An 11618-nucleotide genomic window follows, 5' to 3' on the forward strand; every position below is an offset into this window, starting at 1 on the left:
TTTAGCCTAAGCAATAAAACATAAAAGCCCTTCAAGTATAAACTGAAGGGCCTTTGCTTGTTATGGATTATATAAGGTTTATTTGGTTAGCTTAGAGTAGATTTGATCAGTCGAATCAGTCTTTCAATCAGTTGATCGCTTTCTTCACGCTTTAGATTTAAAGGAGGTAGCAAGCGGATAACATGACCTCCAGTAACGTTGATGATTAGTTTCTCTTGTTCACGTGCTCTGTCAACTAAAGTGCTGCAATCAGTCGACTCTGGCAATACAACACCTATCATCATGCCATGCCCTCGAGTAGTAACCCCAAGATCTTTTAAGGCTTCACTCAAAGAGTGCTGAATGTAGTCGCCTTCGGTAGTGGCATTTTGCATAACATCAGTATTGGTTAAAATATCATAAACGGTATGCACTACACGGCTGCCTAAAGGCGTGCCTCCGTAAGTAGAGCCGTGGCTACCTACTTGGAACAAATCACGAGCACGGCCACGGACCATACAGGCACCAATAGGGAAGCCGTTACCCAAGCCTTTAGCAGTTGATAGAACATCCGGCTTAGCGTTACTGTGCTGATAAGCAAAGTATTTACCAGTACGGCCATTACCCGTTTGCACCTCATCGAGCATAAATAACCAGTCTTGTAGGTCGCACACTGCTTGCACTTGCTCTAAATAATCGAAGCCATCTTTGGCTGTATTCAAGCCACCTTCACCTTGAATGGGTTCCAATAGAACAGCAGTAATTTCATCATTGTCTTGAGCCGCTTTTTTAAGAGCTTCAATATCCCCAAATGGCACACGAATAAAGTCTGAGTCTAAGGTAAAGAAGCCTTCACGTGCCTTAGGATTTGCAGTAGCGGTTACCGTCAACAGAGTGCGGCCATGGAATGACTTTTCCATAACGATAACTTTAGGTTTTTTATAGCCTTTTTTATAGCCGTATAGGCGGGCCATCTTAAGTGCAGCCTCATTGGCTTCAGCGCCACTGTTGGCAAAGAAGACACTGTCCATGCCAGCAGCTTGGCACAAGGCTTCCGCGGCCTTTTGTTGCCATTCAATTTGGAATAAGTTACTGGTATGCACTAAAGTAGCGGCTTGCTCTTGAATGGCCTTGGTAATCTTAGGATGGCAATGACCGAGACCACAAACTGCAATACCGGTTAATGCGTCTAAGTAAGCAGTATCGTCAGCGGTATAAAGCCAGCTGCCTTCTCCTCGAGTAAAGCTTATTGGTTGAGGGCTATAGGTAGGCATAATATAGGAGTGCGATGCTGACATAATGGGTCCTTAAACATTTAGCAGATAAGTGGATAGCAAGTATTGTAGCTGAATAAATCAGATGTGTGCAGTATTAAAACAACGTAATAAAAGCTGGCCAATAATTAATGATTAAGATCATCTGAAAAAGGCGACTCTTCGGCAGCAACACGATATTCTTCATTGGCCCAAGCGCCTAAGTCAATAAGCTTGCATCGATCGCTACAAAAAGGCTTATAAGGATTGCCATGCCATGCGGTAGCCTTCTTGCAGCGCGGGCAAGGGTAGGTTTTTGGACTGGAAGGGCTTTTGGAGTGGTCTGTAGAGTCGGTCATAATTAAAGTCTTTAAGTTACCAGATAAGTTGTGAGCCATTAAATGACTAATTGAGATTATAACATGAGTATCAGAGGGCTTATACTGCCTCACAATTTATCTTAGCATGTAATATGAGGTTGATATCATTACCAATGTAAATATGAAAATAACCCTTATAGTTCCCCCTGATGGAGCTTTAGAAATGATAACATATACCCAATTACCGATAATTTTCTAACTTGATTAAGTGTCAAAAACAATTATGTCAACACCACAACCTAACTCCTTATTGTCTGCTGAGACGCTAAGTCATAACAAAAGTCGCTGTTTTAAGCCTGAGAAGCTAACTGCCCCAAGAGATTTTTCGCTACCTGCATTCGTGACTCGTGCTATTGAAGCCAGTAAAGAGACTGGTAGTAAGGGAAATTTAGATGACGCCAGCCGACCGCTAATAGTAGAGATTGGCGCTGGTAAAGGTATGCATGCTTGCTTATATGCCAAAAAGAATCCCGAACACGATTTGATTGCTATTGAAAGAACTCAAAACAAATTCACTGCTTTCAATAACTTAGTACAGTCTGTTAGTAAGGAAGTGGTCAATCTAGATAATATCTTAGCGGTACATGCAGACGCTATCCCTTATTGTGTCCATGCCTTACCGGCACAAAGTGTGGATGTGTTTTATTTACTATACCCCAACCCTGAACCCAAAAATCCTAACCAGCAATGGTTAAATATGCCGTTTTTTGAGTTTTTATTATCACGATTAAAACCTGAGGGTAGGGTCATATTGGCCAGTAATATCGAAGAGTACATAGATAATGCCTATCAGCAGGCAATAGATACTTGGTGCTTAGCTACTCAGCGAAAAGTAGTCCCCATAGACAGTAAGCGCACTCACTTTGAAATAAAGTATTTAGCAAGAGGTGAAACCTGTTGGGAGCTTGAAATGACAAAGCCTGAGGGTTATGTCACTCGTTTTGATGATTGGAATTCAGAGGCATTACAGTCAATTTAAAGAGCCTTCAATTTAAATGCTAGTCAATTTAAATAGCAGTCATTTTAAATACAGTCATTTGATTTTTATCGAAGCCAATAATTAAGAGTGCCAGATTTTGTAGGATTTCCTCCATAAAAAAGGTTTGCTTGAACTTAGTCCAAGCAAGCCTTTAGTTATTGGCTCAGTCAATGCTATCACCCCTTAGTTTTGAGGTGATTGCATACTATGTTTACATGTTAATAGGCACAAACTTACTTAGGGTGTCATAGGTATTGGTTCTGGCATTTAATATGGTTAAGAAGGTATAAGCGCCAATGAATTTACGGCTGATAAACATAAACTCTTTTGGGGGTAAGCTAAACTCACGAGACTGCATAGCATTGGCCGAGCTTTCCATTAGTCGCTTATGTAAGTTGCTATTGGCCCAGTGGTAATAGCCATGCTCATCTATTAACTCGCTGGCTTTATTTTGTGGCAAACTAGGATTTCTAAAAGGCTCTGTTGCCAGTAAGAAAACTTCGGCCATATTGGCCTTTACCTCCAAGCTCATACTGTCAAAGAATTCATAACCCTGCATGGCCTCCATCATTTGCTGCTTGTCATAATTAAAGCCTGCCAACATAAGATTGCGGGCAATTTTTAATAAATGATCATCGAACTGACGCATGGCCCCGAAGTCTAATAAGATAAGCTTGTCTTTTCCATCTGGCTTATCTGCAGGCTCTGAGCGAATTAGATAGTTTCCGAAATTTGGGTCAGTTTGCATCTCGCCCCAAACAAAGATTTCATTGAGCATGATATCGATAGCCGCCTTGCCCAAAGCGTCTCGACGACGTTGGGGTAAAGCTTTTAGGTTAGCATTAGTAACTGCCACCCCTTCCTCAAAGCTTAGGCAAAGTAGTCTTGGGGTAGAGTAGGCTTCATAAACCTTCGGAACCCCGTAACGCTCATCATCTTTTAGGCGCTCATAAAAGCGCATAGTGGTCTGTGCTTCAGCAACATAGTCCACTTCTACTTTTAATAGGTCACTGATTTCATTAAACCATTCATCTAACGCTTTGGTTTGAGGGACTGCGTTAGTCACTTTTAATAAGTGCTTGAATAAGCTTAAGTCTGAATCAATAGCATCAGCAACTCCAGGATACTGCACCTTGAGTACCACCTGTTGGCCCGTGGCTTTAATGGTAGCTCGATGCACTTGTGCCAAAGAGGCTGTACCGATAGGAGTAGCAGAGACTTCTAGCTCGTCTAAACGGTTGCCAAGCTGCTGGCGTAGGGCAGACTCTACTACTGGCCAAGACAAACTGGCTGTGCTGTCATTTAAGCGATGTAAGGCTGCAGTAATCTCAGGATGTAGAAAATGCTCGCCATATAAGGCCAACATTTGGCCAATCTTCACCACAGAGCCTTTTAGCTTACCTAATTCATCTGCTAAATAAGCTGCTTGCTCCTTCATAAACTCTTGGTTGCGAGAGGCTCTTTCTTCTTTACTTAAAAAAAGACCGCTAAAGCTATTACCTGCCCAACGTCTTCCTAGGTTTAAAGAGGTTTTAGCCATAGAAAGACGACGGTCTAAACGAGAGGTCTTAAGCTCGCCCATCTCATTTGTTAAACGGCTTTTTGGTAAGTCTGTTTGTGGCGGTGTTGAAGAATGTGAATTTGACATGTTTTAACCATATAGAAAACTAAAGCTGTGGCTACGTTGACCATTAAACAGCAATATAAGTAATTAGGGTTGGCACAAATATCCTGAGTGCTATAACTTATAATTATTTTAACCGTACCAATTAATACTACGTTGTTGGTCTACTCTGAGTTATTGGCTTACTTTCTAGAGTAGCATTGTTATTGTGGTGATCCACTGAACTGAGAGTATCAGTAATCGACCTAATAAAACAAGCTAGGTTGTAATATATCAATGGGGCTGAATACCAACAAAACAATGGTAATGTTCAGCCCCATGATTTATCTCACAATAAAGCTAATAAAGCCAATAATTAGGAGAAGCTTTATCAGTCACGATTAAGGGCTCTATAACCGATATCGCGGCGGTAATGCGCTCCTTCAAACTGAATAGAAGCGGTAACTTTTAGCGCTTCACTCTGTGCTTCTGCAATAGTATCGCCTAACGCAGTGACACAAAGCACACGACCCCCATTGGTGACAACGTGTTCGCCATCGGCTTTAGTGCCGGCATGGAATACCTTAGTGGTTTCACTACTATCTAGTTCTGGAAGACCAGTAATCACATCGCCTTTAGAGGAAGTTTCTGGATAGCCTTTTGAGGCAAGTACGATACCTAATGCTGCACGCTCATCCCACTCAGCAGATTTTGGTAATTCGCCAGCTATGCCTTGCTGCACAAGTTTTACCAATGAGCTTTTTAGACGCATTAAGATAGGCTGAGTTTCAGGGTCACCGAAGCGGCAGTTAAATTCAATAACGTAAGGGTCGTTTTTGTCATCAATCATCAGCCCTGCATATAAGAAGCCGGTATAAGGGTGACCTGCTTGTTTCATGGCGTCAACCACTGGTTGAATAACTTGATCGATAACCTTTTGATGAACCTCTTGAGTCACAACTGGGGCTGGCGAGTAAGCACCCATGCCGCCAGTATTTGGTCCAGTATCGCCTTCGCCCACTCGTTTGTGGTCTTGGCTAGTGGCCATAGGTAAGATATTTTCGCCATCAATCATACAAATAAAACTGGCTTCCTCACCTTGCAAGAACTGTTCAATTACTACACGACTACCGGCATCCCCAAATTTATTGTCGCCAAGCATATCTTCAATAGCGCTATGAGCTTGTTCAATGGTTTCAGCTACGATAACCCCTTTACCTGCCGCTAGGCCATCGGCTTTTACTACAATAGGAGCACCATTTTCATTGATATAAGCTTTAGCAGCTTCAATGTCAGTAAACGCCTCATATTTTGCAGTTGGGATATTGTTGGCTTGCATAAACTCTTTGGCAAAAGTCTTAGAACCTTCAAGCTGTGCACAATATTGAGTCGGGCCCCAAGTGGCGATATTTGCCTTTTTGCAATCATCAACTAAGCCAGCTACTAAAGGAGCTTCTGGGCCTACGATGATAAGCTCAACTTTATTTTGTTGACAAAAAGTAATAACTGCTTGGTGATCTGTGGTATCAAGGTCAATATTTTCACATTTTGGTTCAAGGGCTGTACCAGCGTTGCCATTGGCCACATAGACTGTGGTGACATCGGCGTCTTTTGCACATTGCCAAGCCAGTGCATGTTCACGACCGCCAGAACCAATAATTAAAATATTCATATATATCCTTGTTAACTTAATGAGGTATGTTTATTAATGGGGAAATATTACACAATAGGCCAGCTGATATTGGCGATATAAAAAGGCACAACATAAACTGGCCCACAGTATATGGGATAATTAGAATCATTTTATCAAAATCTAGGCGTTAGGGGCAGGTTTGTTAACCGCCAAAGCTATTATTAGTAATAAACCGCTTAAATAGTGAGATTTAATCAATTATTGACAGTTTTTATGAAGGAAAAGTTTTATGGCTAAGGTTTTAATATTGATTGGGGTGATTTTGGTGGTGCTAGGCTTAATATGGAGTGCTTTTCCAGGAGCTTTTTCTTGGCTAGGTAAATTGCCGGGTGATATTCGCTATGAATCAGGCAATACTCGAGTGTATTTCCCAATCGTAACTATGATTGTGGTGAGTGTGGTACTTAGTATCCTACTGAATATATTCCGGCGTTAAACAGCTAACCTGATTTTCGAGACCCCTTAATGCTAACAATTTATAAGGCTAATTAATGGGGTTAATTGTGTGAATTGAATTTAGATATTCTAGTTAAGCATGGCTTTTGTTTGGATAAATTGATGTTATAAACAGTGCAGTATGCTATATTATTGCGCTTTGTAAATTTCATTACAGTCGCTTTTAGACTGTGTCCGTTTTCTAAAATCAGTGTAACTTCAAAAGCTGTAAACCGTTATTCAAGATGACTGCCATGAGCGATATGATTGTTCTAGATCAAGTATATAAAAAATTCCAGACTCAAAAGGACGGTAAAACCCATTGGTTTACTGCTGTTGAGCCTATTTCATTAACCATAAAACAAGGAGAAATCTTTGGTTTAATGGGATATTCTGGAGCAGGGAAGTCGACCTTACTACGCTTAATGAATTTACTTGAACGTCCTGATGGCGGCACAGTTACCATCGATGGTGAAGTCCTGACGGATATGAACCCAAAGCAGTTGAGGGTTGCTCGTCATAATGTTGGTATGATTTTTCAGCAGTTTAACTTGATGTCTAATAGAACTGTTTTTGAAAATGTGGCATTTAACTTAAAAGTTGCAGGCTATGCCAAAGACAATATCTATGGCCGAGTGATGGAGTGCTTGGAGATTGTTAATCTAACAGATCGAGCCAATCACTATCCTGCACAGCTTTCAGGCGGGCAAAAGCAGCGTGTTGGTATTGCCCGTGCTATTGCCCCTAATCCAAAAGTACTTCTGGCTGATGAGCCGACCAGTGCCCTTGACCCTTCGACCACCAGAGCCTTATTAAGCACCTTGAAAGAAGTGAATGAAAAGTTGGGTGTGACCATTGTCATCGTAACTCATGAAATGAGCGTTATTCGCCGTATCTGTAATCGTGCTGCTTTGTTGCATGAAGGACATTTGTTAGAGGTGGCTGATATTATTAATGGCCAAATTATAGCCACCACTGAAGTGGGTCGCGGCTTGGTTCAGGAGGATTAACAAATGTTAGCAATGAGTTTTAACGATGCCACAGCTCGTCTTTGGGAGCTGCGTAATGAAATTTGGCAAGCGACGATTGACACCTTTGTGATGCTGGGCATATCGACCACAGCGGCTATTATTATTGGCGGTTTGTTTGGGATATTCTTATTCTTAACCAGAGTGATAAGCAGTTGCTGCAAAATAAGAGTCTTTATGGGCTTCTAGGCGGTATAACCAACTTCATGAGAGCATTCCCGTTCGTGGTGTTGATGATTGCCATGAGTCCCCTGACCAAGTCCCTAATTGGTACCAGTATTGGTCCGGTTGCTGCCTCTTTAGTATTGGCGCTGGCGGGCTCGTTTTATTTTGCCCGTTTGGTTGAGCAAAATTTACGAGAAGTACCGCGCGGCATTGTCGAAGCTACTGAATCTATGGGAGCCACGCCCTTTACTATTATCAAGGTGTTATTGACCGAAGCCCGTTCAGGATTGGTGCTATCAGTGACCATACTATGTATTAGTCTGCTTTCTTTTTCAGCCGCAGCCGGTATGATTGGTGGCGGTGGTCTAGGTGATTTAGCCATTCGTTATGGTTATTATCGTTATCAAACGGAAGTGATGATTTTTATTGTTATTATGCTTTCTATAATGGTGATTGGTATTCAAGCTATTGGCAACTTGTTGGCTGCCAAACTTGATAAGCGTTAATCGCAGATCTTTGATAATAAAACTGAATCATTAATAGCTTGTAGCGACCTAATGATAGTCGCTTAATGAATTTTATTCATAAGTAGTACCAGAAGTTTCATGTAAAAGTCTGCAGATATCGGTTAGAATGTAACTTATAAACTGCAGTAACAATTATTAATTCTGCAGTAACATTTTAACTTTTAAAACCTTTTAACAAAAATTACTTGTTAAAGACCCCTTCTTATATAAAGGATTGATTCATGAAAATAGCTGAAATTCGTAAGCAAATTTTTGCCGCAGCGGCCATTGCCGGTATTTCAGGCCTAGCTCTAGTAGGTTGTAACAACAGTGCTAACCAAGAGACTGCCAATACTGATGCTGCTACTGGGGCTGCTGAAGAGAAAAAAACCATTGTAATCGGTACTACTGAAGGTGACTTCGCTGATATGGTTCGCGACCAAGTAAAAGGTGAGCTTGAAGCACAAGGTTACACGGTTAAGCTGACGACCTTTACAGATTATGTTCGTCCTAACTTGGCTTTGGCTGAAGGTGATTTGGATATCAACATTTTCCAACATAAGCCTTATTTAGACACATTCAAAGCTGAAAACAATTTAGACCTTGTTGAAGTATTCCAAGTACCGACAGCACCACTAGGGGTATACAGTGGTAAGAAGAAGTCTTTAGAAGAAGCTTATGATGGTATGAAAGTATCTGCGCCTAACGACCCAAGTAACTTCGCTCGTGCGTTGGTTATGATGGATGATTTAGGTTGGATTACCCTAAAAGACAACGTTGATCCATTAACGGCCTCTAAGTCTGACATCGCTACTAATCCAATGAATATCGATATTGTTGAGCTAGAAGCTGCGCAATTGCCACGTGCTCGTGATGAAGTTGATTTTGCTATCATCAACGGTAACTACGCTACTGACTCTGGCATTAAGCTAACAGAAGCTTTATTCCAAGAAGCAAGCTTTGCCTATGTTAACTGGTCAGCGATTAAAGCATCTGATAAAGACGCAAAATGGGTTAAAGATGTAACAGATGCTTATAACTCAGACAGCTTTAAAGCTTATGCTCACAAATCATTCCCAGGTTATAAATATCCAAAAATTTGGAATGAAAATCAAGAAACAGAGGCTAAATAATCTGCTGTAACATACTTTAAGTGTGGTTGTAGCAACCCCTGTTAAAGAAGATGAAAAACCTGTTATCTGTAAGGCTTACAGCCTGAAAGGTAGCGGGTTTTTTTATATTTTTGTTTTTATGTTTTTGACACTGATAAAGCTTCAGTGAGCCTGTCAATCTGCAAATTAACATCGAGATATAAGCAGATCTTTGGTAAACTTAGGCTCTAACTTTTATTACCACTTTTAAAGATTTTCTTTTTCTTAATTAATAAGAAAATACATAAGCTCTATAACTGAAAAATGATATTTCTATGACTGCTGCCTATCACGCTTCTACTAATTCGTTAACCCCCACTTATAAAGGGGTAGATAGTGCTGTACCGGCCTTGTTGATTCAGCAAAGACAGATATTGGGTATGATGGGGATTGATATATGGGTACAGCGTGATCGAGCTACCACCCTAGTAGATTATGATACGGTGGTTAAGCAGCACAGAGATACATTCCAAAACCCAAGTAGCCCAGATGCTAAGCAAGCTGTGACCTCTGATGCGCCAGTAGTAGCAACTCCCGAAGAGTTTAATGCACAGCCAGCCAGTGCGTTGACAGCAGATAATCCGGTTGTAGACCAACCAATTGCTAATCAGGGGCAGTTAACTGCCAATCCGATCCAAGCTTTAAAGAAAAAGTTTGAACCATCTGCAGCGGAGACAGTTAAGGCAAAAGTAAGCTTAGCCGATAGTTTAGAGCAAGTGGCGCCTTTTGAGATCTTGGGCGTAAGTTTTAAAGATTGGGTACTAATAGCGGATGCCGAAACATTAAAGCTGCCACAGCAGTTAGCTCTCTGGGAAAATATATTAAGTGCCTTATCGATAAGCCCGCAAGTGCTAAAATTCCCCATTTGTCCAGGTATTAGCGATAAAGAGTCTGCGAACGCCAGTGTGGCTGGATTTGTATTTTGCTTGGCCAAAAGAAATGACATAAAAGTGGGCGCTCTGACCAATATGCCTAAAAGCTTGGAACACCCACAGCTTACTATACTGCCGTCTTTATCGGATATGCTGCAAGACAGTGAGCTGAAAAAACAGCTGTGGCAAACACTGAATCCACATTAAAACCGTTCTTCTTATGAATAAATACTGAGTCAGTTAACAGTGTTTATCGCTTTGGTAATTGTATTATACTTATACGATTAACCTAACAATGCTTTACCTCACCCACCTTATTTTGTTTTGTAGGAAAATTATGAATCAAGTAACTACAGCTGCTAGCCTAAAAGATGAAACTTCTCTCAATCGCGCGCATAACTTTTGTGCTGGACCAGCCTCTTTACCGACAGAGGTTCTACTAAAAGCACAAGCTGAGATGTTGGATTGGAGGGGCAAAGGCGTCTCTATTATGGAGATGAGCCATCGTAGTGCTGACTATGTCAAAGTAGCGCAAGAAGCAGAACAAAGCTTACGTCGTCTAATGCAAATCCCTGATAATTACAAAGTACTGTTCTTACAAGGTGGGGCAACGCTTCAATTCTCTGCTATTCCGTTAAACCTCCTGGGTAATGAGGAAGGTACGGGGAAAGCCGATTATTTGACCACGGGTGCTTGGTCAGGCAAAGCCATTAAAGAGGCCAAACGCTATGCTCAACTAGGGTTAGGTGAAGTGAATGAAGTGGCTTCTGGTAAAGATTCAAACTTTACTACAGTTCCCGATCAAAATGAGTGGCAGCTAACCGACGGCGCACAATATTTCCATTACTGTGCTAACGAAACCATTCACGGGGTACAGATTTTTCAGCCACCAAAAGTTGATGCCCCATTAATTGCGGATATGTCTTCTTGTATCCTGTCAGAGCCTATCGATGTCTCTAAGTTTGGGATGATTTATGCAGGGGCCCAAAAGAATATCGGTCCAGCAGGTTTGGTTATCGTGATTATCCGGGAAGATTTAATTGGCAAAGCCTGTGAATGGTGTCCAGCCTTGCTTGATTATGCCAATCAAGTTAATAAAGAATCTATGCTAAATACGCCAGCCACTTATTCATGGTACTTAGCAGGTCTTGTATTTGAATGGTTAGAGCAGCAAGGTGGCTTAGAAGCCATTGCCAAAATTAACCGTCAAAAAGCTGAGTTATTGTATAAAACCATTGATGACAGCGAGTTTTATATCAATAACGTAGACCCTCAGTATCGCTCAATTATGAACGTGCCTTTTACCCTAAAAGACAGCAGCTTAGATGGGCAGTTCTTAGCAGAAGCTGAGCAAGCAGGCTTATTAAACTTAAAAGGACATCGTGATGTAGGCGGTATGCGTGCCAGTATCTACAATGCTGTTAGCTTAGAGTCGGTGCAAGCTTTGTGTGATTTTATGGTTGAATTTGCTAAAAAGCAGGCTTAATAAAAGCGCATTACATCAACCTTAACCATATTATAAGCTAAAGGGTAGTTGGTATTGTACTGGGAATTAAACTTACTAAAGGAGGAGC

Annotated in this window: 12 protein-coding genes; 8 read left to right on the forward strand and 4 right to left on the reverse strand. The window is 41.3% G+C overall.

Annotation, left to right across the window (positions count from 1 at the left end; all coding sequences use genetic code 11):
• Nucleotides 1-86: 86 nt before the first annotated feature.
• Nucleotides 87-1277, reverse strand: coding sequence for an aspartate aminotransferase family protein (locus G561_RS0101590; RefSeq protein ID WP_028857989.1), 1191 nt, complete (start codon nt 1275-1277; stop codon nt 87-89).
• Nucleotides 1278-1381: 104 nt separating this feature from the next.
• Nucleotides 1382-1591: a DNA gyrase inhibitor YacG gene (locus G561_RS0101595; protein WP_028857990.1), complete on the reverse strand. Its 210-nt coding sequence runs from the start codon at nt 1589-1591 to the stop codon at nt 1382-1384.
• 244 nt (nt 1592-1835) lie between these two features.
• Here G561_RS0101595 and G561_RS0101600 point away from each other — a divergent pair, with 244 nt between their 5' ends.
• The gene (locus G561_RS0101600; protein ID WP_037031477.1) at nt 1836-2591 is read left to right on the forward strand and encodes a class I SAM-dependent methyltransferase; all 756 of its coding nucleotides are present in this window, start codon (nt 1836-1838) and stop codon (nt 2589-2591) included.
• 211 nt (nt 2592-2802) lie between these two features.
• Here the strand turns inward: G561_RS0101600 and G561_RS0101610 are convergent, their stop codons facing one another.
• Both G561_RS0101610 and purD read right to left on the reverse strand, forming a co-directional pair.
• Entirely contained in the window at nt 2803-4239 is a 1437-nt protein-coding gene (locus G561_RS0101610) for an ABC1 kinase family protein (RefSeq protein ID WP_051584304.1), read from the reverse strand.
• Between the two features lie 346 nt (nt 4240-4585).
• Nucleotides 4586-5866 (reverse strand): phosphoribosylamine--glycine ligase, encoded by a 1281-nt coding sequence (purD, locus tag G561_RS0101615; RefSeq protein WP_028857993.1) that lies wholly within the window; start codon nt 5864-5866, stop codon nt 4586-4588.
• 250 nt (nt 5867-6116) lie between these two features.
• Between purD and G561_RS0101620 the strand changes: the two genes are divergently transcribed.
• From G561_RS0101620 to serC, 7 genes are all read left to right on the forward strand, one after another.
• Nucleotides 6117-6323, forward strand: coding sequence for a DUF2905 domain-containing protein (locus G561_RS0101620; RefSeq protein WP_028857994.1), 207 nt, complete (start codon nt 6117-6119; stop codon nt 6321-6323).
• Nucleotides 6324-6576: 253 nt separating this feature from the next.
• Entirely contained in the window at nt 6577-7332 is a 756-nt protein-coding gene (locus G561_RS0101625) for a methionine ABC transporter ATP-binding protein (RefSeq protein ID WP_201586190.1), read from the forward strand.
• Between the two features lie 3 nt (nt 7333-7335).
• Nucleotides 7336-7539: a hypothetical protein gene (locus tag G561_RS15700; RefSeq protein WP_425271669.1), complete on the forward strand. Its 204-nt coding sequence runs from the start codon at nt 7336-7338 to the stop codon at nt 7537-7539.
• Nucleotides 7540-7556: 17 nt separating this feature from the next.
• A complete protein-coding gene (locus G561_RS13745; protein ID WP_425271670.1) occupies nt 7557-8021 on the forward strand; it encodes a methionine ABC transporter permease in 465 nt (154 codons plus the stop codon).
• A 242-nt stretch (nt 8022-8263) separates the two neighbouring features.
• The gene (locus tag G561_RS0101635) at nt 8264-9154 is read left to right on the forward strand and encodes a MetQ/NlpA family ABC transporter substrate-binding protein (RefSeq protein ID WP_028857996.1); all 891 of its coding nucleotides are present in this window, start codon (nt 8264-8266) and stop codon (nt 9152-9154) included.
• 293 nt (nt 9155-9447) lie between these two features.
• Nucleotides 9448-10251 (forward strand): hypothetical protein, encoded by an 804-nt coding sequence (locus tag G561_RS14905; protein WP_051584305.1) that lies wholly within the window; start codon nt 9448-9450, stop codon nt 10249-10251.
• Between the two features lie 130 nt (nt 10252-10381).
• Nucleotides 10382-11530, forward strand: coding sequence for a 3-phosphoserine/phosphohydroxythreonine transaminase (gene serC / locus G561_RS0101645; RefSeq protein ID WP_028857997.1), 1149 nt, complete (start codon nt 10382-10384; stop codon nt 11528-11530).
• The last annotated feature ends 88 nt before the right edge of the window (nt 11531-11618 follow it).

This window comes from Psychrobacter phenylpyruvicus DSM 7000 = NBRC 102152, from assembly GCF_000685805.1.
Lineage (GTDB): Bacteria > Pseudomonadota > Gammaproteobacteria > Pseudomonadales > Moraxellaceae > Psychrobacter > Psychrobacter phenylpyruvicus.

What these genes read in the sequence shown, in the direction of transcription:
- G561_RS0101590 (WP_028857989.1), bottom strand. Translation starts at nt 1,277, where the DNA reads ATGTCAGCATCGCACTCCTATATTATGCCTACCTATAGCCCTCAACCA.
- G561_RS0101595 (WP_028857990.1), bottom strand. Translation starts at nt 1,591, where the DNA reads ATGACCGACTCTACAGACCACTCCAAAAGCCCTTCCAGTCCAAAAACC.
- G561_RS0101600 (WP_037031477.1), top strand. Translation starts at nt 1,836, where the DNA reads ATGTCAACACCACAACCTAACTCCTTATTGTCTGCTGAGACGCTAAGT.
- G561_RS0101610 (WP_051584304.1), bottom strand. Translation starts at nt 4,239, where the DNA reads ATGTCAAATTCACATTCTTCAACACCGCCACAAACAGACTTACCAAAA.
- purD (WP_028857993.1), bottom strand. Translation starts at nt 5,866, where the DNA reads ATGAATATTTTAATTATTGGTTCTGGCGGTCGTGAACATGCACTGGCT.
- G561_RS0101620 (WP_028857994.1), top strand. Translation starts at nt 6,117, where the DNA reads ATGGCTAAGGTTTTAATATTGATTGGGGTGATTTTGGTGGTGCTAGGC.
- G561_RS0101625 (WP_201586190.1), top strand. Translation starts at nt 6,577, where the DNA reads ATGAGCGATATGATTGTTCTAGATCAAGTATATAAAAAATTCCAGACT.
- G561_RS15700 (WP_425271669.1), top strand. Translation starts at nt 7,336, where the DNA reads ATGTTAGCAATGAGTTTTAACGATGCCACAGCTCGTCTTTGGGAGCTG.
- G561_RS13745 (WP_425271670.1), top strand. Translation starts at nt 7,557, where the DNA reads ATGAGAGCATTCCCGTTCGTGGTGTTGATGATTGCCATGAGTCCCCTG.
- G561_RS0101635 (WP_028857996.1), top strand. Translation starts at nt 8,264, where the DNA reads ATGAAAATAGCTGAAATTCGTAAGCAAATTTTTGCCGCAGCGGCCATT.
- G561_RS14905 (WP_051584305.1), top strand. Translation starts at nt 9,448, where the DNA reads ATGACTGCTGCCTATCACGCTTCTACTAATTCGTTAACCCCCACTTAT.
- serC (WP_028857997.1), top strand. Translation starts at nt 10,382, where the DNA reads ATGAATCAAGTAACTACAGCTGCTAGCCTAAAAGATGAAACTTCTCTC.